Origin of the sequence: Malonomonas rubra DSM 5091 (genome assembly GCF_900142125.1) — a bacterium.
Lineage (GTDB): Bacteria > Desulfobacterota > Desulfuromonadia > Desulfuromonadales > Geopsychrobacteraceae > Malonomonas > Malonomonas rubra.
This window is the reverse complement of the sequence record NZ_FQZT01000005.1, coordinates 214,825-238,992: the sequence shown is the minus strand read 5'-3', so window position 1 is coordinate 238,992 and position 24,168 is coordinate 214,825. Positions and strand designations below refer to the sequence as shown.

The 24,168-nt window shown below is 50.8% G+C and carries 23 protein-coding genes; 2 read left to right on the top strand and 21 right to left on the bottom strand.

Going from position 1 to position 24,168, the window contains the following annotated elements:
* Positions 1–12: 12 nt before the first annotated feature.
* Both BUB13_RS09185 and BUB13_RS09180 read right to left on the bottom strand, forming a co-directional pair.
* Complete coding sequence (locus BUB13_RS09185) at positions 13–606, bottom strand: UbiX family flavin prenyltransferase (protein WP_072908147.1); 594 nt, start codon at positions 604–606, stop codon at positions 13–15.
* Entirely contained in the window at positions 606–1,481 is an 876-nt protein-coding gene (locus tag BUB13_RS09180) for a UbiA-like polyprenyltransferase (RefSeq protein ID WP_072908145.1), read from the bottom strand. Before BUB13_RS09180 ends, BUB13_RS09185 begins: the two co-directional genes overlap by 1 nt.
* Positions 1,482–1,596: 115 nt before the next feature.
* Between BUB13_RS09180 and BUB13_RS09175 the strand changes: the two genes are divergently transcribed.
* Entirely contained in the window at positions 1,597–2,052 is a 456-nt protein-coding gene (locus BUB13_RS09175; RefSeq protein WP_072908143.1) for a YqaA family protein, read from the top strand.
* 11 nt (positions 2,053–2,063) lie between these two features.
* Positions 2,064–3,221: an MFS transporter gene (locus BUB13_RS09170; RefSeq protein ID WP_072908141.1), complete on the top strand. Its 1,158-nt coding sequence runs from the start codon at positions 2,064–2,066 to the stop codon at positions 3,219–3,221.
* A gap of 259 nt (positions 3,222–3,480) precedes the next feature.
* Here the strand turns inward: BUB13_RS09170 and xthA are convergent, their stop codons facing one another.
* From xthA to BUB13_RS19375, 19 genes are all read right to left on the bottom strand, one after another.
* Entirely contained in the window at positions 3,481–4,296 is an 816-nt protein-coding gene (xthA, locus tag BUB13_RS09165) for an exodeoxyribonuclease III (RefSeq protein WP_072908139.1), read from the bottom strand.
* A gap of 12 nt (positions 4,297–4,308) precedes the next feature.
* The gene (recQ, locus tag BUB13_RS09160) at positions 4,309–6,114 is read right to left on the bottom strand and encodes a DNA helicase RecQ (RefSeq protein ID WP_072908137.1); all 1,806 of its coding nucleotides are present in this window, start codon (positions 6,112–6,114) and stop codon (positions 4,309–4,311) included.
* Positions 6,115–6,124: 10 nt separating this feature from the next.
* A complete protein-coding gene (locus BUB13_RS09155) occupies positions 6,125–7,435 on the bottom strand; it encodes a UbiD family decarboxylase (protein WP_072908135.1) in 1,311 nt (436 codons plus the stop codon).
* 88 nt (positions 7,436–7,523) lie between these two features.
* Positions 7,524–8,987: an NADH-quinone oxidoreductase subunit N gene (locus tag BUB13_RS09150; protein ID WP_072908132.1), complete on the bottom strand. Its 1,464-nt coding sequence runs from the start codon at positions 8,985–8,987 to the stop codon at positions 7,524–7,526.
* A gap of 46 nt (positions 8,988–9,033) precedes the next feature.
* On the bottom strand, positions 9,034–10,620 hold the full coding sequence (locus tag BUB13_RS09145) for an NADH-quinone oxidoreductase subunit M (protein WP_072908130.1): 1,587 nt from the start codon (positions 10,618–10,620) through the stop codon (positions 9,034–9,036).
* A 44-nt stretch (positions 10,621–10,664) separates the two neighbouring features.
* Positions 10,665–12,632, bottom strand: coding sequence for an NADH-quinone oxidoreductase subunit L (gene nuoL / locus BUB13_RS09140; RefSeq protein ID WP_072908128.1), 1,968 nt, complete (start codon positions 12,630–12,632; stop codon positions 10,665–10,667).
* Positions 12,633–12,674: 42 nt separating this feature from the next.
* Entirely contained in the window at positions 12,675–12,977 is a 303-nt protein-coding gene (gene nuoK / locus BUB13_RS09135) for an NADH-quinone oxidoreductase subunit NuoK (RefSeq protein WP_072908126.1), read from the bottom strand.
* 25 nt (positions 12,978–13,002) lie between these two features.
* Positions 13,003–13,506: an NADH-quinone oxidoreductase subunit J gene (locus BUB13_RS09130; RefSeq protein WP_072908124.1), complete on the bottom strand. Its 504-nt coding sequence runs from the start codon at positions 13,504–13,506 to the stop codon at positions 13,003–13,005.
* Between the two features lie 17 nt (positions 13,507–13,523).
* Positions 13,524–13,922, bottom strand: coding sequence for a NuoI/complex I 23 kDa subunit family protein (locus tag BUB13_RS09125; RefSeq protein ID WP_072908122.1), 399 nt, complete (start codon positions 13,920–13,922; stop codon positions 13,524–13,526).
* A gap of 27 nt (positions 13,923–13,949) precedes the next feature.
* Positions 13,950–15,002, bottom strand: coding sequence for an NADH-quinone oxidoreductase subunit NuoH (nuoH, locus tag BUB13_RS09120; protein WP_072908261.1), 1,053 nt, complete (start codon positions 15,000–15,002; stop codon positions 13,950–13,952).
* Positions 15,003–15,082: 80 nt separating this feature from the next.
* Positions 15,083–17,551 (bottom strand): NADH-quinone oxidoreductase subunit NuoG, encoded by a 2,469-nt coding sequence (gene nuoG, locus BUB13_RS09115; protein WP_072908120.1) that lies wholly within the window; start codon positions 17,549–17,551, stop codon positions 15,083–15,085.
* A 36-nt stretch (positions 17,552–17,587) separates the two neighbouring features.
* Positions 17,588–19,372 carry an NADH-quinone oxidoreductase subunit NuoF gene (gene nuoF, locus BUB13_RS09110; protein WP_072908118.1) on the bottom strand — a complete coding sequence of 595 codons (1,785 nt, stop codon included), beginning with the start codon at positions 19,370–19,372 and terminating at the stop codon, positions 17,588–17,590.
* Between the two features lie 37 nt (positions 19,373–19,409).
* Entirely contained in the window at positions 19,410–19,916 is a 507-nt protein-coding gene (gene nuoE / locus BUB13_RS09105; protein WP_072908116.1) for an NADH-quinone oxidoreductase subunit NuoE, read from the bottom strand.
* A 32-nt stretch (positions 19,917–19,948) separates the two neighbouring features.
* Positions 19,949–21,130: an NADH dehydrogenase (quinone) subunit D gene (nuoD, locus tag BUB13_RS09100; RefSeq protein WP_072908114.1), complete on the bottom strand. Its 1,182-nt coding sequence runs from the start codon at positions 21,128–21,130 to the stop codon at positions 19,949–19,951.
* Between the two features lie 41 nt (positions 21,131–21,171).
* Complete coding sequence (locus tag BUB13_RS09095; protein WP_072908112.1) at positions 21,172–21,657, bottom strand: NADH-quinone oxidoreductase subunit C; 486 nt, start codon at positions 21,655–21,657, stop codon at positions 21,172–21,174.
* Between the two features lie 15 nt (positions 21,658–21,672).
* Positions 21,673–22,200, bottom strand: a complete 528-nt coding sequence (locus BUB13_RS09090) for an NADH-quinone oxidoreductase subunit B (RefSeq protein ID WP_072908110.1) — start codon at positions 22,198–22,200, stop codon at positions 21,673–21,675.
* Complete coding sequence (locus tag BUB13_RS09085; protein ID WP_072908108.1) at positions 22,191–22,547, bottom strand: NADH-quinone oxidoreductase subunit A; 357 nt, start codon at positions 22,545–22,547, stop codon at positions 22,191–22,193. The genes BUB13_RS09090 and BUB13_RS09085 overlap by 10 nt, the downstream gene beginning before the upstream one ends.
* Positions 22,548–23,012: 465 nt before the next feature.
* Positions 23,013–23,882 carry an Hsp33 family molecular chaperone HslO gene (hslO, locus tag BUB13_RS09080; protein ID WP_072908106.1) on the bottom strand — a complete coding sequence of 290 codons (870 nt, stop codon included), beginning with the start codon at positions 23,880–23,882 and terminating at the stop codon, positions 23,013–23,015.
* Between the two features lie 150 nt (positions 23,883–24,032).
* The gene (locus BUB13_RS19375; protein ID WP_279625979.1) at positions 24,033–24,164 is read right to left on the bottom strand and encodes a carboxymuconolactone decarboxylase family protein; all 132 of its coding nucleotides are present in this window, start codon (positions 24,162–24,164) and stop codon (positions 24,033–24,035) included.
* Between the last annotated feature and the right edge of the window lie 4 nt (positions 24,165–24,168).

Here is a 24,168-nt window from a genome sequence, read left to right as displayed (position 1 = left end):
AAACTTTCAAAATTAGCCCCAGCGCTGAAACAACTTGTGCTCAACAGCGAGGCTATCCAAAACTTTTCCAACCACAAAATCGACCAGGTCCTCGACCGACTGCGGCTTCTGGTAAAAGGCCGGCATCGCCGGAAGGATTTGCGCACCGGCCTGCGACAACCGCAGCAGGTTTTCCAGGTGAATCTGGTTGAACGGGGTCTCTCGCGGGACCACCAGCAGTTTTCTCTGCTCTTTCAGAGCCACATCTGCCACGCGCTCGAGCAGATTATCCGACAGCCCGGCAGCAATCCGTCCAGCCGTTCCCATGGAACAGGGGCAGATCACCACCGCATCGGGAGCACTTGAGCCGCTGGCCACCGGGGCAAAAAAATCACTGATGCCGTAATGATTCAGCTCTTCGCCGGCAGAAAAATACTTTCTCAACTGCTGCAGGCAGTCCTGCGGCTCTGCAGCCAACTGTAAGCCGGTTTCGTAGCCGAGAACCTGCCGGCCGGCATCGCTGAGCAACAGCGAAACCGACTTGCCCGCTCGCAATAATTCCTCGATCAGGCGCAGGCCGTAAATCGAACCGGAAGCTCCGGTTATACCGATGACAAATTTCTCCATCAGATCAAAGCATCCAACAGGGTAAAAATGAAAATCGTCACGCTGATATAGCCGTTCATGTTGAAAAAGGCCATATCCAGCTTCGACAGGTCATCCGGCTTGACCAGGCTGTGCTCGTAGAGCAGCATGCCGGCAACCACGAGAACACCGAACAGGTAAATGCCACCGAGCCCGCTGCCCGGGTAGACCAGCAGCAGGAAAAAAATCATCAGAAAGTGAAAGACTTCTGCCAGCCAGAAGGATTTCTTGACTCCCAGCCTCGACGGGACCGAGTGCAAACCTTTTTCGACATCATAGTCGTAATCCTGCATGGCATAGAAAATATCGAACCCGGCGACCCAGAACAGGACTGCCAGCGCCAGGGAGATAACCGACCAGCCGAGGTCACCGCGCAGAGCGACCCAGGCACCGATCGGCGCACCAGCCAGACATATGCCGAGGACGACGTGGGCATAGTGGGTAAAACGCTTACTGTAGGCGTACAGGACGAAAAAACCGAGCGCGATCGGGGCCAGGAAAAAACAGAGAGGGTTGAGCATCCAGGCCGCGAACAACAGTACGACAATCGACCCGGCAATGAACAGGCCAGCTTCCAGCTGTGACACTTTGCCTGCTGGAATGTGACGATCAGCGGTACGCGGGTTCTCGGCATCGATCTTGGTATCGATTAACCGATTCAAGCCCATCGCCGCGCTGCGGGCGCCGACCATGGCAACGCAGATCCAGAACACCTGAGCGAAGCTGGGAGGGCTTCCATTCGCCACCGAGGCCAGCACCAGTCCCATCAGGGCAAAAGGAAATGCGAAAACCGTGTGGGAGAATTTTATCATCTCCAACAGGGTCTTTATTTTCAGGTATATCTTCTCCATATCCATCAAGTAATTCCTTTATTGCAATCAATTGACAAGCGGCTACTTTACACCCGGCAAAACCTTGAAACAAGGGCTTTTCTGTCGTTTCCATCGCTTGCAGGCTCTGCTATCATGCCGCATGCCTGAACTCCTGACCGAATACGGATTGCTATCACTCTTCCTGCTCAGCTTCTGTGCTGCAACCCTGCTGCCGCTCGGTTCCGAATGGTTTCTTGTTGTGCTTCTCCTCGAGGGGGTCAGCCCGCTATCGACTGTTGCCGTCGCCACCCTTGGCAACTCGCTGGGTGCGGCAACGAACTATCTGATCGGCCGCTGGGGAGGTGACTGGTTGCTGAGTCGCCTGCTGCGCATCGATACAAAACAGCAACAACGTGCCGAAATCTGGTTCAACCGCTACGGCAGCTGGGCGTTACTACTGGCATGGCTACCGATTGTCGGCGATCCACTGTGCGTTGTCAGCGGCAGCCTGAAAACACCCCTGCTGCGTTTTGCCCTGCTGGTCACCATAGGTAAAGGCGCACGCTATACCAGCCTTGCTTTTCTTACCCTGCAAGGCATCAGCTCATTGAGCTAGCCGGAGATAAAATGCTTTACACCCCTGCCTTTGCTTCGCTTTTTGCTGCCAACCTGTCGCTTGTCGCCAGCTTTGCCGCATTTTTCCTGTTTCCACTGTTTATCACTGATCACGGCGGAAGTCAGCGCGACATCGGCATCATCATGGGCTGCTTTGCCCTGGCTTCCGCCCTTTGCCGCCCCTGGGTGTCGGAAATGATCGACCGTTTCGGTCGAAAGCGCAGCTACAGCCTCGGCTGCACCATAATGACACTGATGCCGTTGCTGCACCTGTTTTTCAGCGGACCCCTTACGAGCTTCTACCTGCCTCTGCTGCTTCTGCGGGCCGTTCACGGCATCGGCCTAGCCATTTGCTTTACGGCCGTTTTCACCTTTATTGTCGACCTGATTCCTGAAGGACGCTTGAATGAGGGGATCGGCATGTTCGGCACCTCCGGCCTGATCGGGCTGGCAGTCGGGCCGATGATTGCAGAGCCTGTTCTGAGCAACTTCGGCTACAACGCATATTTTCTAACGGCCGCCGGTCTGGCTGGGTTCGGCCTGCTGGTCCACCTGCCATTGCGCGACCCGCATCATGGCAGGCAGCATGCTGACTCACCAGCTGTCTCCTTTTTTGCCTTGCTGAAACAACGAAAATTACTGGTGAGTGCCTGCCTGGCTCTGGTGTTCGGTTTCGGCCTGGCAGCAACCGGTAACTTCATCGCTCCCTTGGCACAAGATCGCCAGCTTGAGCTGATCTCCCTTTTTTATCTCTCTTATTCCTGTGCAGCTGTCGGCATACGTTTCTTTTCCGGCAGACTGGCGGATCGAATCGGGGAGCAGCAGATTATCCCCTGGGGTTTTTATCTTGCTGCAGGCGGCTTAATTGTTGTGCCGTTTGTCGGCAATGACCTGTTATTAGGGGTTTGCGGGTTTATCTTCGGGATAGGGCACGGCCTGCTGTTTCCTGCGATTAACAGCATGGCCATTCGGGACGAGCCTTACTCGGTCCGTGGCAAGGTCACTGGCATTTTTACCGGAGGCATTGACTCCGGTTCGTTTGTCGGTGCACTGATTCTCGGCCAGCTTGGTGATTTATTCGGCTATACAGTCCTTTTTTTCTGTGCAGCGACAATTGTCCTTTCTGGCCGCTGGATCTTCAGCTACCGACCGGACAACAGCCCCGCTTAACCAAACTTCAAGCTAACGAGATACATGGCCACGGCCATTAACACCATCAGCAATGCACCGGGGATAATATTAACCAGCAGATTACGGCGTAATTTTTTCATCAGCAAGACTCCACGCGCAACATCAAAACTTAATGAACCATATGCACGCACAATGCCAATAAATATTTTCTCTTATTTACAGTATTTAGCTCATCTATAAGGATCGTTTTCCCTATTGTGAATTATTTTTTTACACTTTTGTTGCACCGGCGCCACGATTACAGATCAAACTCTGCCCAGATCGGACAATGGTCAGAAGGCTTTTCCATACCCCGTATCTGATAGTCGATCCCGCTATCGCTGCAGAGTTCATAAAGTGATTCAGTCACCATAATCTGGTCGATTCGCAGACCCCGCTTCGGTTCCGCATTGAAGCCGCGCGACCGGTAATCAAACCAGCTGAACCGGTCGTTCGTATCCGGGTGGTGTTTACGAAAACTATCCTTTATTCCCCAGGCGTAAATCTCTTCCAGCCATTCCCGCTCTTCCGGCAGGAAGCTGCATTTACCGGTACGCAGCCAACGTTTGGCGTTGTCAGCACCAATACCGATATCATCGTCCCGATGGGAAATGTTGATATCTCCCATAACGACAAGCAGTTCCGACGGATCAGCCTCGTTCTCAAGCCAATGCTTCAGGTTTGCATAGAAATTCCGTTTGTTGGGAAACTTCTCCGGGTGCTCGCGATTTTCACCCTGCGGGAAATAACCATTGAGCACGCGCAGTATCCGCCCATTTCCAAGCGAATGGGTAGTCATCAACATCCGTCGCTGGTGCTTAGGATCTTCGCCGGGAAACCCTCTCTGCACCGCTGTCACTTCCCCTTTAAACAGCGTGGCAACCCCATAATGTCCCTTCTGGCCATGATGAATCACCTGATAGCCAAGGTCATCGATCATCTCCTGGGGAAACTCACTGTCATGCACCTTTGTTTCCTGCAGGCCAATAATATCTGGGCGATGTTGCTCAACCAGCGCTTGCATCTGGTGGGGGCGAGCACGCAATCCATTGACATTAAAAGAAATAATTTTCACATTGACTCCTTGTCAGCGGCACAGGAAGGAAACGATTTCTTCAATAAATTCATTTCCGTAGCGTTGTAATTTGGTTTGACCGACACCGTTGACTTGCAGCAATGCCTTGCTATCTGTTGGCAAGGTTGCTGCCATCTCAGCAAGGCTGGCATCACCAAAAACGACATAGGGTGGAACACCATCACGGTCAGCGATCTGCTTTCTTCTCGCACGCAGCAGGTTGAACAACTCCTGATCATACTCAAGCCCGACAATCTTTGTTGCCGGTTTTTTCTTTTTCGTTGTTTTCAACCGTGGCTTGGTCATTGTCAGCGTTATTTCGCCCCGCAACAACGGCCGTGCTTCTTCCGTCAGTTTAAGAACAGAGTAATTCGCAATATCCTGTTCCAGATAGCCATAATGAATGAGCTGGCGCAACAGGTGGTTCCAATGATCCTGATTCTGCTCCTTGCCAATGCCATAGGTTGACAGCTGATCGTGCTGCAGATCGTAGATTCGTTGAGTTTTTGCTCCGCGCAGGACATCGATAACATGGCCAATGCCGAAACGCTGCCCAACACGATAAACGCAGGAAAGAGCTTTGCGCGCATCGTCGGTCGCATCAATCTTTTCAGGCGGGTTTAGGCAGATATCACAGTTGCCGCAATCTTCCGCCAGAGTTTCACCAAAGTAGCCGAGTAACGCGCGACGGCGACAAGTTCCTGACTCGGCAAAGGCAACCATTGCATTGAGCTTGTGTATTTCAATCCGTTTTTGCTCTGCGTTGTCGCTTTTTTCGATTAGGCCCCTGCTGATGGCGATATCACCGTAACCGAAAAGAAGCAGCGCTTCTGCCGGCAAGCCATCCCGCCCGGCGCGGCCGGTTTCCTGGTAGTAGCTTTCGATATTTTTCGGCAGGTCATAATGGACAACGAAGCGTACATTTGGCTTGTCAATACCCATGCCGAAAGCAACGGTGGCAACAACTATCTGCAGATCGTCACGGATGAATTGCTCCTGTACATGTTTACGTTCATCGGCTGCCAGGCCAGCATGGTAGGCTGCAGCATCAATCCCTTCAAGCTGCAGCTTGTGAGCAACCTCTTCGACTCTTTTGCGACTCAGGCAATAAATGATGCCAGATTCTTCAGGACGGGCATCCAGGAACGCGCAAAGCTGGCTGAAGGGTTTGGATTTATCGATAACAGTGTAGCGGATATTCGGTCGGTCGAATCCGGCAATGACTTGTTTTGCATCTTGCAGCTGCAAACGCTGCAGAATATCCATCCGCGTCTGCTTTTCGGCAGTCGCCGTCAAAGCGATCATCGGAACCAATGGGAATAAAGAGCGTAATTGGCCGAGCTGAACATATTCCGGACGGAAATCATGCCCCCACTGAGAAACGCAGTGCGCTTCGTCAACCGCAAACAGAGCAACCTCAACGTCTCTCAACCGCTCTAGAAATCCTTCAGCCAGTAGACGCTCTGGCGCAACATAAAGCAGATCAAGTTCGCCTGCATGCATTCGGGCTAGCGTTCCCCGTGCCTCGTCAGCCGAAAGTGACGAATTATAGCAAGCTGCGTTGACGCCGTTGGCAAGCAGGGCATCAACCTGATCTTTCATCAGCGAAATTAATGGTGAAACCACGATAGCGACACCAGATCGGTGCAAAGCAGGGATCTGGTAGCAAAGAGATTTCCCGCCGCCCGTCGGCATCAAAACAAAGGCGTCATTTCCTTCCAAGAGGGTAGCGATAACCTCTTGCTGGTTTTGCCGAAAATTCTGATAGCCGAATACATTCCGCAGTGTTTTTAATATGCCGGTCCTTGGTGCATTCATCAGGGGATCACTATAGCTTGTACTCAGTTGCACGGGCTGCGAGCAATTTAAGAATCTCAGGGTCTTCAGCGACCTTCTTAGCTGGGTCAAGGCCTGTCGCATCTATCGCGATGCGCCCGCCGTTCATGTAAACCCGTTCAGACTTAAGTCCATTTATTGCGCGCCACCAGCATTGTTCAAAAGACAACAGATCGATATCACGATCGACCAGCAGAATAAAGCGACTTCTGTTCAATGGACTGACCTGCCAGAGAGCTTCTATCAATTCACGGCGACTGCGCTGACTAAGGGAAGAAACCTGGAGTATTGCTGCTCCATGGAAGATGGTGCTTAGCGGCATTGATATATCATGAATTTCCTGAAATTCGCTTTTTATCAATTCTCGAATCAGACACTCGTTTGCTTTTCCGAAGTAAACATTTTCACTCGGCGGAGGCCCTACAACTGTCGCAGGGATTATCGCATCATCTTTGTGCTGAACAGATTGTACGCGCATCAGCGGACAGTCTCGCCGCATGACATATTGACCTGTATGGTTCCCGAAAGGGCCTTCGACACATGTTTCGGTAATAGACAGTTCCCCTTCAATGACCATTTCAACGTCGTCAGGAATGGGAAAATGATGCTCTTTCGTGGCATAAAAACGTGCACCATCAGTAAACAGTTTATGTGCAAAAGACAATTCATTGACCTCCTCCGGCAAGGGGGCCGCTGCTAGCCACCAGTAAACCGGAGGCAAGCCTAACAGCAAGGCTACAGGTAATTTTTCATTCTTTTTTTTTGCCAGTTCAAGGTGCCTTCCCAGTCCTGATCCTGCTGAACAGTTCAGAGCTATTTCTTTGGCCGATTTGATTTGTGCGCGGTACAGACCAAGATTAACGACACCATTATCCAGGTTTCTCGAAACAGCAACGGCAAGAGTAAGATAAGGCTCCTTTTCTCCAGCCCAGCTTCTTAACGCTGGAATCCTGGATAAGTCAAAAGAAGCTTTGTGCTGTAAAAATGATGCGTTCTCTAAGCTGTTACCGAAAGGATATCCCTGATTTTTAAGTTGGAGGATATTTTTTAACTTCTGAGTGAATGCTGGAAATGAATCATCTTGTAGTATGCCTAGCATACGCCGTTCATTGCCAAAAACATTGACAGCTAGCGAATAATCGCTATCAGGCAGCTTTTGAAAAAGTAAAGCTTTTCCCCCGTCTGTTTTTTTGAATTCTTGGCGGGCGATCGCCGCAACCTCAAGGTCGCAACTGACCGGGGCAGTAATTTCTGTCAGTTGCCCCTGTTCTTTCAATGCTTGTAGATAGTCTCTGAAGTTCATTGTTCAATTTTAGCTGATTACTGGAAGTCAGGCATAAAAAAAGCCCCTCGGATAACCGAGGGGCTTGAATCGTTCCCAATCTATTCGATTAGAAGCCTGCCAGTTTAGCCATTTCCATAACAGGACCTGGCAGAACGCCTAGCAACAGGACGCCAGCGATAGCGATAACGATGGAGATTGCGGTACCGGTGTTCATCACGGCCCAGCTGAAGTCTTCCTCTGCATCCTTGAAGTACATGGAAACCATGACTCTCAGGTAGTAGTAAAGAGAAACTGCAGAGTTCAGTACGCCGATAACGGCCAGCCAGATATATCCTGACTTAACAGCGGCAGCAAAGATGTAAAACTTACCAGCAAAACCAGCTGTTGGTGGCATACCCATCAGGGAAAGTAAGAAGATACTGAGTGCGATAGCAAGAACTGGTCGCTTGTAACCCATTCCTTTAACACCATCAACAGTCAGGTTATCTTCGCCCTTCTTACCGATCAGAACCAGCACTGCAAAGGCACCCATGTTCATGAAGGTATAAACCAGCATGTAGAACATGATACCGGTGTAACCGATCTCGTTCCATGCAACCAAGCCGACCAAGGCATAACCAGCATGAGAGATTGACGAGTAAGCCAGCATCCGCTTGATATCTTTTTGCGACAGGGCGATGAAGTTACCTGCGGTCATGGTCAGAACTGCAAGTACCCAGAAAACTGCGGTGATGTCAGCTTGCATACTTTCAAGAGCGACCATGGTGACACGAATGAAAGCAGCAAAAGCAGCAGCTTTAGGACCAGCACTCATAAAAGCAGTGATCGGTGTCGGTGCCCCTTGATAAACATCAGGTGTCCACATGTGGAAAGGAGCAGCAGCGACCTTAAACAGGAAGCCGGTCAACAGCAGCATACCACCTGCGATAAACATAATGTTCGAAGATGCGGCCGAGTTAGCAGCAACGTATTCGGCAATTCCGTGAATCTTGGTCGTCCCGGTCACACCATACAGCAGAGCAACACCGTAGAGCAGGAAACCGGTCGAGAAAGCGCCAAGGAAGAAGTACTTGAGACCTGCCTCATTTGATCTGGTTTGGTCCCGGAAGAAACCGGCCAGAACATAGAGGGATACCGAAAGAACTTCCAAACCAAGGAAGATAGTCATCAGGTCGGTGCCTGAAGCCATCCACATTGCGCCGGCAGTTGTAAAGAGGATCAAAGCGTAGTACTCACCAACCGGATATCCTTCTCGTTTGAGATAGTTATCGGACATCAGGATGGTCAGCGCAGCAGCGATGATACAGATCATGTTAAAGAATGTCGCAAAGTTATCGAGCAAAACGCTCCCGGCAAAACCAGCCTGAGGATTATTCCAACCAGACAAGGTAACAATACCGGTAATAACCAATGCGATAAAGCTCAACCAGGCGATCGGTGTTGTCTTACCGCGTTGCGAGAAGACCGACACCAGCAGCAGCACCATACCGAAGACACTGAGAACCAACGACGGCATGATCGCCGAAAAGTTCACATTCTGGATGGCTTCTTGAACTAGATTTGCGTCCATCAAACAGCTCCTTGGGAACCAGAGTTTACTTCAGTTAAATTAAATATTAATTATGCCCGTGTCCTGCCGGCGCATGCTCAGTCGCATGTGCTGCTGGCGCGGCCACAGGATTATGAACTTCAACAATCGCAGGCTTATGACCCATCTGGGTCAACATCTGTTCCAGAGCCGGGTTCATTTTTCTGAAGAAGGTATTCGGGTAAACACCGATCCAGAAGACGAACAGCAGCAGTGGCAGCATCAGAACGATTTCACGAGCATTAAGATCTTTCAGGTTCTCGTTAGCTGGGTTGGTCACGGTGCCGAGCATAACGCGCTGGTACATCCACAGCATGTAAACAGCAGCAAAGATAACACCCGAGGTCGCGATCACTGCATACCAGCGCAGACCACTCTCAAATGCACCCATCAGGGCCAGGAATTCACCAACGAAACCGTTGGTACCAGGCAAGCCGATGGAAGACAAAGTAACGATCATGAAGATAGTGGCGAACACAGGCATCTTATGGGCCAGACCACCAAACTCAGTGATCAAGCGGGTGTGGCGGCGCTCGTAAATAAAGCCAACGATAAGGAACAGCGCGCCGGTCGAAACACCGTGGTTGATCATCTGGAGCATACCACCGGCCATACCCTGCATGTTCATCGCGAACACACCGAGCATAACGAAGCCGAGGTGGGCAACAGATGAGTAGGCAACCAGCTTCTTAACGTCTTCCTGCATCATGGCAACCAGCGAACCGTAGATAATACCGATAACACAGAGAGTCGCCAGCAGCGGAATAAAGGTCTGCAGTGCATCAGGGAAGAGCGGCATGGCGAAACGGACATAACCGTAAGTACCCATCTTCAGCAAAACAGCAGCCAAGATAACGGAACCAGCCGTTGGTGCCTCGGTGTGTGCGTCAGGCAACCAGGTGTGCAGCGGGAACATCGGAACCTTGATCGCGAAGCTGAAGCCAAAGGCCAGGAACAACCAGTACTGTGCGTTGTACGGCAGGTCAAGCTTGTAGAACTCCTGAATTCCGAAACCGTTGATATCAGCACCGCTCTGCACGGCATAGTAGTAAACGAAGATGATCGCCACCAGCATCAGCAAAGAACCGACGGCGGTGTAGATGAAGAACTTAACAGCGGCGTAGATGCGGTTCTTGCCACCCCAGATACCGATCAGGAAGTACATCGGGATCAGCATCAGTTCCCAGAAGATGTAAAACAGGAACAGGTCGAGAGAAACAAACGCACCCAGCATGCCGGTCTCGAGCAACAGCAACAATGCCATGAAGCCCTTGGTGTTCTTCTCGACAGCTTTCCAAGTCGAGAGAACAGCGATCGGCATGATGAAAGTGGTCAGCATCACCAGCCAGAGGCTGATGCCGTCAACACCCAGATTGTAGTTCATCTGGAAAAAGCCGCCGATGTTGATCCATTCAGCAAACTCACGGTAGTGCATCCCACCAGAGGTTGCAAAAACATCATTGAAAGCCAGCGGCAGGCTGATAACAAATGTAATCAACGTAACTACCAGGGTGAACCCCTTCAGCAGTCCGTCATTGTCCTTCGGGATGAAGAGGACAAACAACATCCCCAACAGCGGGAAGAAGGTCATTAAACTTAATAGAGAATCGGCCATGTTGAAACGCTCCTTGTAACTTTATCGTATTCGCTGGCGAACTGTTAACCGAAGACGTAGTATCCGACGATCACAACGACGCCGATAACCATGGCCACTGCGTAGTTATGCAGGTAACCGGATTGGGTGTACTTGAGACCGGAACCGACCCCTTTGACCACCCAGGCAACACCATTGACGACTCCGTCGACAACTTTCACATCGAAACCGCGCCAGAGGAAAGTTCCGATTTTTTTGCAAGGATTGACGAACAGGAAATCGTACAGCTCGTCGATGTACCACTTGTTGAATACCGCTTTGTAAAGAGCTGGGAATTTAGCCGTAAACTTGGCCGGCATGTCCGGATTCTTCACATACATCGTCCAAGCCAAAAGGATACCGAAGGCTGCGATACCGACAGAGATACCCATCATCATGTACTCGGTCGCATGTGAACCGTGAGCATGAATCTCAAAGTGATGCTGTGTGTGCTCAAAAACCGGTGCCAACCAGTGCTCGAAACGGTTGCTTCCACCAAGAATCTTAGGTACGCCGATATAACCACCGATCACTGCCAGCAGACCAAGCACCATCAACGGAATGGTAATCGTCAGCGGAGACTCAGGGATGTGATCTTTAGCTTTCGGATCTGTTTTTTGCTCACCGAAGAAGGTCATGAAGACCAGACGGAACATGTAGAATGCAGTCATACCAGCAGCGACAGCGCCCATGGCCCAGAGGAACCAGTGACCGCGGGTCGAGCCGAATGCCCACCAGAGAATTTCGTCTTTCGAGAAGAAACCGGAGAACAGCGGCACACCGCAGATAGCCAGAGTCGAGACGAAGAAGGTGATGAAAGTAATCGGCATCTTCTTACGGAGGCCACCCATATTGCGCATATCCTGCGGATCATCATGATGGTTATGAGCATGGTGATAAGCATGATGCAGACCGTGGATAACCGAACCAGAACCAAGGAACAGACAGGCTTTAAAGAAAGCGTGAGTCATCAGGTGGAAAATACCGGCAGAAAAAGCACCGACACCCATTGCCAGGAACATGTAACCGAGCTGCGAAACAGTCGAATATGCCAGAACCCGCTTAATGTCGTTTTGTGCAAAGCCGATGGTCGCTGCGAAGAAAGCAGTCAGGCCACCAACAGTCGCAACGGTCATCATTGTTGTCGGCGACATGGCGAACAGGACATTCATTCGGCCGATCATGTAAACACCGGCAGTAACCATGGTCGCAGCGTGAATCAGAGCGGAAACCGGAGTCGGACCTTCCATCGCGTCAGGCAACCAAGTATAGAGTGGAATCTGAGCAGATTTACCAGTAGCGCCGAGGAAGAAACAGAGAGTAACCGCTGTTACTACCACACCACCAGTTTCAAGCAGGTGTGCATTCTCAGCAATCTCAACAAAGTTGATAGTCCAGACACCCTTGCTGCCCAGTGCCCAGAATAGTGTGAACAAGCCACAGAGAAAACCAAAGTCACCAATACGGTTGACAACGAAGGCTTTCTTGCCGGCGTCACTAGCGCTCTTCTTCTCGAAGTAGTATCCGATCAGCAGGTATGAGCAAAGACCAACACCTTCCCAACCGATAAACATGACCAGTGCATTGCCACCAAGAACCAGCATCAACATTGCGAATGCAAACAGATTCAGGTAACAGAAGAAGCGATAAAAACTATACTCGCCGTGCATGTAGCCAATCGAGTAAAGGTGAATCAGGGTACCGACACCAGTAACAACCATGATCATAACGGCTGATAGTGGGTCAAGCAGGAAGCCCCAATCGATCTGCAGGTTTCCGACCGAAATCCAGGACGCGATAACGACCTGATGGGTCTTCACATTGTCCCCCATCAAACGGAGGAAGTTCTGGGTAGCGACCAGGAACGATAAGAACATCATCAGTGTTGCGAGACCGCCGATAATTTTCTCATTCTTGATCTTCTTACCGAATAGGCCATTAATAATCGAACCTACCAGTGGGAAGAACGGGATGAGCCACAGATTACTGTACATCAAACTCTCCTATTAGCTGAAATATCCGTTGGGCGGATAACATCACCACTTAAGCATGTTGAAGTCGTCGACTTCGATCGATTCTTTATTCTTAAAGAAAGCAATCATCAAAGCCAAACCGACGGCAGCTTCAGCTGCAGCAACAGTCATAACAAAGAAAACGAATATCTGTCCGTCCATATTGCCAACGTGCTTTGACAAGGCAATGAAAGTCAGATTTACTGAGTTGAGCATCACTTCAATGCACATGAAGATGACAATGGCATTTTTCCTTGTCAGCACACCCAATGTGCCAATACTGAAAAGGATCGCGCTCAATAGCAGGTAATGATGTACGCTAATCATGATCTATCTCCCAACCTAACTCCGGTTATATTTCCCGTTTCGAGAGGATGACGGCACCGATAATTGCTACCAGCAGCAAGATCGAAGCGATCTCGAAGGGCAGCAGGAAATCAGTAAACATCGCTCTACCAATCAGTTCAGTGTGGCCAACGCTCTGGATAACTTCACTGGTGATCTCTCCGCCGGTGCCAGTTGCTTCACCGCCGGCAATAAAGCGGTTGGTCAGAACCAGCATCAAAGCAGCCAACACACCACCACCAAGAATTCCGTGTGTATATGCTTTTTTGTTAACGCTGGCCAGCTGCAGAAGCATAATAACGAAGATGATCAAAACCATAATCGCGCCCGCATAGACCATGATCTGAATCGCGGCCATGAACGGTGCTTCAAGCATGACATAGAGGACAGCCAGGCAGATGAAATTAGTGACCAGACAGAGTGCACTGTTAATCGGGTTACGACATTTAACAACAAAGAACGATGCAACAACCGCAACAAGTGCTGTTAAATAGAATAGGATAGCTTCCATGGTTTCGTTGCTCCTTCTTACGACTTCAGAAGACGTTCTTTATCGAAAATGAATTGTTCGCGCTTGTAATTGGCCAATTCGTATTTATCGGTCATTTCGATCGCTTCGATCGGACAGGCCTCAACACAGTAGCCACAGAAGATGCAGCGCAGCATGTCAATTTCATACACTTTAGGATACTTCTCGCCCTTCTCATTCTCAGCCGATTCGACGGTAATACATTTCGCCGGGCAAACGGTCGGGCAGAGGTAGCAAGCCACACACTTCTCACGATCCGTAGTCGGAACCAACCGATGCTGACCGCGGAAGCGAGGGGCAATCTCACAACGCTCTTTCGGGTACTGGACCGTGGTAGTATTACCCGGTGCCAGGTACTTCAGCGTGATACTCAGGCCTTTGGCAAATGCTTTAAACATATCTATCCTCTACGCAACGTATGATTACTAAAAGAGCAGGATCGCTACACCCGTGACCACGATATTAGCCAGGGACAGGGGAAGCATGATTTTCCAACCCAAGTACATCAGCTGGTCATAGCGCAGGCGAGGGAAGGTCGCCCGGACCCAGATGAAGAAGAACATGAATGCGAAAACTTTGATCAGGAAGTTCATCCAACCGAAGAGCGGGCCACTCCAACCGCCGAGGAACAATGTCGTAGCGATCGCAGAAACGGTGACCATGTTGGCGTATTCAGCCATGAAGAACAGTGCGTACTTCATGGAGGAATATTCGGTACAGAAACCGGAAACCAGTTCGGTCTCAGCTTCTGGCAAGTCGAACGGGGTACGGTTTACCTCAGCCATTGAGCCAACAACAAAGAGGGCGAATGCCAGAGGTTGAGTGAAAATATACCAGTTTGGCAGGAAGTCGATGACACCCCAGAGAGGCTCCATCTGCGCTTCAACCAGCCCACGCATGCTCAAAGTTTCTGCCAGCATGAAGACGGCAATGATCGACAGGCCAGCAGCCAGCTCGTAAGAGATCATCTGCGCTGTGGAACGGATACCACCAAGCAGCGAATACTTGCTGTTTGAGGCCAGACCCGCCAGAACGATTCCGTAAACACCAAGACCAGCCATCGCCAAGATGAACAGAACACCGATGTTCAGATCTGCTATCTGCAAAGGCACCGCATAGAGAACGCCATCATAAGTGAAATGGAAATCCGCGCCGAACGGAATGACGCAGATTGCAACAAAGGCGGGCGCCAAAATCATCATCGGGGCCAGAATAAAAGCCAACCAGTGCGCTTCTGCAGGAATGATATCTTCTTTAAAGAAGAGCTTCAAACCATCAGCAATCGGCTGCAACAGTCCCTTAGGGCCAGTCATTGTCGGACCGCAACGAGTCTGCATCCGGCCGATTATCTTCCGCTCACACCAGGTGGCATAAGCAACGATCAACAGCGTCACAACAAACGCCACCACAATTTTCGCCAACATAGCAACTGTGTACAAAAGCGGTGTGTTTGAGAGTGTCAAAACTTCTGGCGTCATGACCATCCTCTTCCTTGATGTCTAAGGCATTAAATGCCGAATTCAGTCGGTAGTTCTACCGACAAACCAAAAGATATAAATTACTTAACGGGCTCTACAGCAATCACCGGTTGTCCGGTGTATACCCGATTTAATTCCATTGCCGAGAAATGATACGGAGCGAACATCACTCCCTGCGGCAAACGACGGTCAACCTTGACTTTCGCCTTCAGTTCTCCGCCTTCAGCCTTCAGCTTCAACAGATCGCCTTCTTCCAACTTGAGCTCTGCCGCATCTTCACGACAAACCTCAATATAGGCCTCAGAAACAACAGCGTTCGGCCCCTTGGCTTTGGTCGATACAGTCCCGCTATGGTAGAGAGCACTACCGACCAGCAGTTGATACTTGCTCTTGCTGGCTTCGCCACCACCCACTGCCACGAGCTTCGAGGTGACCGGCTTCAAAATATCGGTACCCCAGACATACCCCTGCTTGCCAAGCATATCGAGAGTAATTCCTTCGTAGCCCGAAGTTTCCGCAGTCAATGCGGCGAAAGCATCGGTGGTCGTTGCCGGAGCATCCTTGCCTGCGGCACTCAGCAGCAGCTGCAGGATTTCAAAATCGCTCTTTGCATCACCTTTTGACTTGATTCCCTTACGAACCTTCTGGATCCGACGTTCAGCGTTAGTGAAAGTGCCATCCTTCTCCGCAAATGAAACCGCGGGAAGAACAACGTCGGCCTTGGCTGCAGTCTCAGTGAGGAACAGATCCTGGACAACGAGGAAAGCGTTATCCATCGCCTTTTCAACCATGCCACGGTTCGGATAAGAAGCAATCGGATCCTCACCGACCATGTAGAGTGCTTTAAGCTTGCCAGTTGAGGCATCATCCAGCATTTGCTGAGCACCAATACCTTTAGCACCAGGCAGGATACCAAGATCGATAGCACCTTGACTGTTTGCCTTCTCTCCACAGAGGTAGAGACCTGATCCCTGACGACCAGCGATGCCGGTCAGCAGCGAAAGGTTAGCTGCAGCGATACCAAGTTCCTTACTGTATGCAGTGTAAGGCAGGCCATATGCCAGCAGGATAGCGGCATTTTCCGCAGCGGCAAGCTCACGAGCGGTCTGCTTGATTGCTTCTTCATCGACGCCGGTTTCTTTGGCGACAGCCTTGGCGGTGAATTTCTTCAGGCCCTTTTTCAGATCATCAAGACCTTCAAGGCCATCAGTTTTCGCCAAACCCTCTTCCAGCAGAACCGAACAGATCGCATTGATAATATTCAGTTCCAGGGCAGGCTTGTGCAACAGCGTACGAGCATTAGGCAGCTTGGTGAACTTACCTAACTTGTCAGCCACAACGGTCAGTTTTGCTTCGTTACGACGAATCGCCTGATTGACAACCATTCCGAATACTGGATGGGTTTCGTAGAAATCAGAGCGGATCGAAAGGATCGCATCACATTTCTCAACCTGAGGGAAGGTCGCGGTTGAAGCCTTGATGCCCAAAGTCTCCTGAAGTCCTTCAGTCACCCCTTTGTAACACTCGCCTCCGGAGTGATCGAGGTTCTCAGTGCCGAGGGCCTTGCTGTAATTTTTCAGCAGGAACAGCTCCTCGTTGGTCAGACGCGCACCGGAGATAATGCCGAGGCTATCTCCAGCAGCCTTGAACCCATCAGAGACTGCCTGAATCGCCTCATCCCAGCTTGCTTCGACCAATTGACCATCGCGGCGAACCATTGGAGAGGTCAGCTTGTCAGCACTGTTAACGTAGGAGTAACCGAAGCGTCCGCGAATACAGAGATTACCGTCGTTAACGCCGGTCTCATCATTGAAGCGGATAGTCTGGACTTCGTTATCCTTGGTGCCGAGGGTAATAGTGCAACCGTTGCCGCAGTAACCACAGACCGTATCGACTTCTTTGAGCTGCCATGGACGTGCCTTGAACTTGAACGGACGTGGCAAAATCGCCCCGACCGGGCACATGGAAACACACTGACCACAGAACTCACAGTTCAGGCCACGGTCAAATGCCGTTGCGATCTTGGTTTCAAAGCCGCGATTGATGAATGAGTAGGAGCCGTAGCCGACAATCTCGTCACACACGCGAACACACTTACCGCAAAGAACACAGCGGTTCATGTTGCGCTCGATCAGCGGGTTGACTTCATCGGTCGGAAGGTCGAACTTTTCACCTTCAAAACGGTTGGTGACAACTTCGTATTCGTAAGTCAATTCCTGAAGATCACACTCACCGCCCTTATCACAAACTGGACAATCAACAACGTGGTTGACCAGCAGGAACTCCAGAACCGTCTTACGCACTTTGCGGATCTCATCCGACATCGTGGTTACGACCATTCCTTCGGTGACGGGAGTCGTACAGGAAGGAATCAAGCGTCCCTTCATCTGCTCCACTTCAACCAGGCAGACCCGGCAAGCACCGTATGGCAGCAGCTTCTTGGCATAGCAAAGGACAGGAATATAGATGCCAGCTTGTTTGGCAGCCTCATAAATTGTGGCGTCCTTGCTGACTGTTACCTGTTTTCCGTCAATCGTAAGATTAACCATCTTAACCTCGTATCAACTCAAAATCAGTGAGTGCGACTATTCGATCGCCATGAAGCGGCAAGCATCGTAGCAGGAAGTACACTTGGTACACTTTTCCAGATCGATTTTGGCCACTTGGCCCTTCTCCCATTCGATAGCATCTACCGGACAGACACGCGGGCAGAGACCACATTTCTTACATTTGTCTTCAATGACCCGGAAATGTAGCAACTCTTTACAGGAGTGAGACGGACACTCACCCTCTTTAATGTGCGTTTCGTACTCGTCGCGGAAATAACGAATGGTTGAAAGAACCGGGTTCGGAGCTGTCTGACCAAGACCACAGAGCGAGCTCTTCTTGATATCGTAGGCCATATCCTGAAGCAGCTCGATATCGCCTTCTTGACCTTTACCCTGAGTAATTCGCTCAAGGATCTCGAGCATAATTTTCAGACCGATCCGACAGGGGATACACTTACCGCAGGATTCGACCCGGGTAAAGTTAAGGAAGAAGCGTGCGATATCAACCATACAGGTCGTCTCGTCCATAACAACCAGACCACCGGAACCCATCATCGCGCCGGCCTTGATCAGAGAATCGTAATCGACCTCTGCCTCAATCGCTTCAGCTGGCAGACAACCACCGGATGGGCCACCTGCCTGAACCGCTTTAAACTTGCGGTTATTCAGGATGCCACCACAAACATCGTAGATAACTTCCTTCATGGTGATACCAGCAGGAACCTCAACCAGACCAGTGTGCTTGACCTTACCAGTCAGTGCAAAGATCTTTGTTCCTTTGGTCCCCTCGGTACCGATGGAGCTGTACCAATCGGCGCCGTTATAGAAGATATAAGAGACGTTTGCATAAGTCTCAACGTTGTTGATGTTGGTCGGCTTGCCCCAGAGGCCGCGAACTGCCGGGAACGGCGGGCGCGGGCGGGACATCCCGCGTTGACCTTCAATAGAGGCCATCAGAGCGGTTTCTTCACCACAAACGAAAGCACCGGCACCAGCCTTGATACGCATATCGAGAGGCATCTGCAGCCCCAAGATATTCTTCTCGCCCAAGTAGCCTTTTTCGTAGCAGGTGTCGATCGCCATCTGCAGACGCTTGATCGCCAGCGGATATTCCGCCCGGACATAAACGTAAGCAAACTTACAACCGATGGCGTAAGCCGCGATCATCATCCCCTCGATCAGACCATAGGGGTCACCTTCGAGGATCGAGCGGTCCATAAATGCACCTGGATCGCCCTCGTCAGCGTTACAGATCAGGTATTTGTGGTTACCAGGAGAACCCTTGGCAAAAGACCATTTCATACCTGTCGGGAAACCACCGCCCCCACGACCACGCAGACCGGACTTTTTGACTTCCTCGATGACCTCATCCTGGGTCATTTTTACGGCTTTCTTAACACCGTTGAAGCCACCAGTCTCAAGGAACTGGTCCAGGCTTTCAGCGTCGATAGTACCGCAACGAGAGAAAACAACCCGCTTCTGCTTATCAAGGAACTCGTGGTAGTACTTGCCAGCTACTTTCTTGGCGACCGGCTCGCTACCGATGACATGCTCATCGACAATCTGCGGAACCAGTTCAGGAGTCACGAAGTCATAAGTGACAGCATCCTTGCCCGGCAAACAAACATCGACAAGCACGTCGTTGGCACACAGCCCCCGACAACCTGTACCGTTAACCTCACAGGCACTACCGACCTTGGCTGCAACACCCTTCTTCTCAAACTCCTCCTCAAAAGCAGCTTGAACACTTGCAGCACCGGACGCCAGACCACCGGTCCCTGTACAGATAAGAATTTTTACTTTTTCAGCAGTTTCGGACATAAATCAATCCTCAATACCAGCTCGGTGTATGGCAGAATTAGCCCATTGCCTTATATTTCTCGATGACCTCGTCCGTCTTCTGGACAGTGATACTACCGTAGGTCGCGTCATTAACCATGATAACCGGTGCCATACCGCAGGCACCGATACAGGCCACGTATTCAGCAGTGAACAACAGATCCTCTGTTGTTTCCGCATGACCGATACCGAGCCGTTCCTTGATCGTATCGCCGATACGACCAGCACCTTTAACGTGGCAGGCAGTACCCATGCAAACACGGATAATGTACTTACCGCGCGGCTCCAAGTGGAACTGAGCATAGAAAGTGAGAACGCCGTAAATCTGGCTGGCATAGACATTGAGACGCTCTGCAGTCAGATGCACAGTCTCTTCAGGAATATAACCGTACTCTTCCTGAATCCCCTGCAACACCGGCATCAGGTTCCCGGACATATCGAGATACTTGTCGATGACCTTATTGGCCGGACCCAGATCGATTTCTTCTTCTGTTTTTTCTGCTACCTGCTCTGCGGTTTCCGTCATAATGACCTCTTTTTGATCAATAAACCTGAGGGTTAACGGTCGATTTCACCGAGAACGATATCGAGCGTACCAATAACCGCGATAACGTCGGCCAACAGCCTACCTTCACACATCTGTGGCAATGCCTGTAGATTGATGAAAGAAGGCGGACGCACTTTCATGCGCAACGGCATCGGCGAACCATCAGAGACCAGATAGTAGCCGAGCTCCCCTTTCGGGTTTTCAACACCTTGGTAGATCTCACCCGGCTCAGGCTTAAAACCCTCGGTCACGATCTTAAAGTGATGGATCAGACCCTCAATAGTGTTGACAACATCCTGCTTCGGCGGCAGACAGACTTGCGGGCAGTCGGCCAAAATTGGCCCTTCTTCCAGCTTGTCGAGCGCCTGCAGAATAATCCGGCTGGCCTGACGCATTTCCTCAAGACGGCAATGATAACGTGCCCAGGTGTCACACTCTTCGCGAACCGGAACATCAAAATCGTAATCTTCATAACCACTATAGGGGTTATCGCGACGCAGGTCCCAGTCAACGCCAGAAGCGCGCAGGGCCGGACCGGTCAAACCGATATCAATGGCAGCCTCAGCGCTAATTTCGCCAACGCCCATAGTCCGCATCTGCCAAATCTTGTTACCAGTCAGCAGACCTTCGTACTCTGCAACGTGCGCAGGCATCTCTTCTGCGAACTGACGAATCTCATCAGCGACACCTTCCGGCAGATCCGCAGACAAGCCACCAACACGGAAATAGTTGGAAGTCATCCGAGCACCAGAGATTTTCTCATAGGTGTTCATGATGAATTCACGCTCGCGGAAGCAATAGATAAATACGGTCATTGCACCGATATCGAGAGCGTGACATGCAAGCCAGACCAAGTGACTCTTCAGACGGGTCAGCTCAGCCAGGATGACCCGGATAACCTTTGCGCGCTCCGGAATCTCGTCGGTGATACCGAGGAGCTTCTCAACGGCCAGCACGTAACCGAGGTTATTGTGCATCGGGGCCAGATAGTCCATCCGGTCGGTCAGCGGGATAATCTGATGATAAGTGCGGTGCTCCGACAGCTTTTCGATTCCGCGATGCAGAAAACCGATATGCGGAGTTGCCTTTACAACCGTTTCGCCATCAAGATCCAGGATCAACTGCAACACACCGTGAGTTGACGGGTGCTGCGGACCCATATTGATGGTCATTGTTTCTGTGTTAACTGCCATTTGTATGCCTCGTCCGATTAAGGAATTGGTTATCGCGTCAACTAGGAAAGACGACCCTGATACGGTTCGCGGTCAGGACCTTGTACTGGATAGTCCTTACGCAACGGATGTCCTTCCCAATCTGCCGGCATCAGAATGCGGCGCTGGTCGGGATGACCATTAAAGCTGATCCCCATCAGGTCCCAACACTCGCGTTCCATCCAGTTGGCAGTCCCCCAAACCGTGCTGACAGTATCAACAGTGGCATCCTCTTCTGTTACAGGAACCTTGACCCGGAAACGCTGCTTGGTCGCTATATTGTAGAGGTTATAAACAACCATGAAGCGGACCTCTTGCTTGCCGAGATAATCAACACCACAGAGATCACAGAGGAAATTGTAACCACACTCGTCACGCATGAAGGTACAGACTTCAACAATCTGACCCTTCTCAACGGTCACCGTAGTCTCACCACGATGCTCGACGACATCCAGTACGGCTGACGAAAACTTTGCCTTTAGTTTTTCAACAATCGCTTGATCGCTCATTGACCCTGTCCTGTCTTAACTGGAAACCATGTCAGGCACTACAACTTCGCCGACACCGATAGCAGCACCGAAAGTATTGCGCTCTGCACGAATCTTCTCTTGCAGCTTCATCAAGCCATAAAGAAGACCCTCTGGGCGCGGCGGGCAACCCGGAATATAAACGTCAACCGGAAGATGCTCATCGATACCCTGAACAGTGCTGTAGGTATCAAAGATACCGCCAGACGAGGCGCAGGCGCCCATCGCAATGACGTAACGCGGCTCAGGCATCTGCTCGTAAACAGTCTTAATAACTGGCAGCATCTTCTTGGTGACGGTACCAGCTATAATGATAACGTCAGCCTGACGCGGGGAAGCACGGAAGAGAATACCCATCCGGTCAAGGTCGAAGCGGGCAGCACCCGTGGCCATCATCTCGATCGCACAACATGCGAGACCAAAAGTCAGAGGCCACATGGAACTGGCACGCGACCAGTTAACCAATTTGTCCAGACTCGTGGTAACAAAACCACTCCCGAGTGTCTTTGGTTGCTCTACTCCCATTCCAGAGCTCCTTTTTTCCAAACGTAGATATAGCCGACGAGCAAGATGATAATAAAGACACCCATCTCGACGAAACCGAAGATCCCCAGTTTCTTGAACATGACTGCCCAGGGATAAAGAAACACGCACTCAATATCGAACAAGATAAAGAGCATCGCGATAATGTAGAACTTGATCGAGAAGCGCTCTTCTGCCCCCTGGAGTAGCGGCATACCACACTCATAAGGCGACAGCTTAAGTGCGGTGGGCTTTTTAACCCCAATCAAACGGGAAAAAATAACTGACCCGAGTGCAAAAGCGAAGGCGATGCCGATAACGACAAGAATCGGCAAATAGATATCCAGCATAAAACCCGCTCCTTCCATTGAAGAAATTGGACTGTGTGACATCGGCTCGGCGTTAGCGTTTACGCCATAGCGTGTCGAAAATTAAGATAAAGTCGCCTGACATGTCAAGGAAAAAATACAGTATACTGTATGCAATTGTGCTGACCTTGCCAGTCCTCTTTTCTATCGGAATTACTGTAGTTTTTGAATGTTACAATAAAAACCTAAAGGCTCGATTTCAGGCCCAGGAGGGTGTTTGAAAGGGCTCTCGGCAACAATAAAACAATGTTTGGATTCATAATGATTGAAAACCGCAAGGTTTTTTGTTTTCCCTAGTCCGGGAGTCATGTTTACAACAAGTTTTACCTGCCGAGTAAAGCGTATACGCAAGAGGGCAAACCGGACCGATGAGCAACCCTCTCCTTTGCCTCCATTTATTAGATATAAATAATTACTTTCGCTAAAACGGGCAGGTCTCGAAAGAGCCTAGTGCTGCGCCAACCGCTCAACCTCTTCGCTGCTGAATTGATAGGGCGTACGACAATATTCGCAAACGACTTCGACTGAGTCCTGCTCCGCAGCAAGTCGCTTCAATTCTTCAGGGCCCAGCGAACGCAGCATAGACTCTGTCTGTTGACGGCTACAAGGACAATAGAACTCAAGCGGCACCGTTTCCTGCACTCTAAACTCAACGTCAGCAAGAACTTTGGCCAATATCTCCACAGGAGCCATCCCCTGCCGCAACAAGCTGGTTGTTGGTGGCAATTGTTGCAAAGCAGCAATAACAGCCTCTACACGATCTTCATCGCCAGGTGGCAAAGATTGAATCAGCAGCCCCCCCGCCGCCGCCACAGCCCCTTCCGAGTCCAGTTCAACACCAAGAGACACACTGGACGGAACCTGTTCGGAACTGGCCAGATACCAGGCCAGGTCATCACCCACCTCACTGGTCTGCAGCTGCACCATACTCTGATAAGGGTCTTTCAGACCAAGATCTTTCCAGACGTGGAGGAAGCCCGCTCGCCCGATTGCCCCTGCAACATCAAAACGATCGCCTTTCGGAGGCAAATCAACGACTGGATTACTTAACGTGCCTCGAACACGCCCCTTGGCATCTGTCTCGACACTCATTTTCCCGAGGGGGCCATTGCCTTCAATCATCAACGCCAGCCTCTGCTGCCCCTTCAACAAACTACTGAGAAGGGCACCACCCGTCAACAGGCGCCCCAGTGCGACAGTCGCAGTAAAGTCACTTTTCTGCCGCTGGCAGATTTCTTTCACCAACCCCGTTGTTACAGCCGCAGTTCCGCGCAGCAAACCATCAGCGCTGACAACGCGCACCATGTGGTCTTGCATAATAAACCTTCCGTCAGCCTACTTTGCTTCAATAGCTTTCATCAGTGCGTTCACCTTGCCTGCCGACACCGCCATACAGATACCCTGCACAGCGCCGACCTCATCCTTGCCAATCCCAGCGTCCTCGGCAACGCCGAGGTAATGTTCAACTCAGGGCTCACAGCCAGCCGTCATAGCGGCGGCCAGCCCGACCAGCACCGTTATCCGCCGATCGAGAACCGTCTCGTCACGAACCGCGTCATAAAAAGTGCTATATGCCTTGCCGTTTTTCTCTGACAACATAACG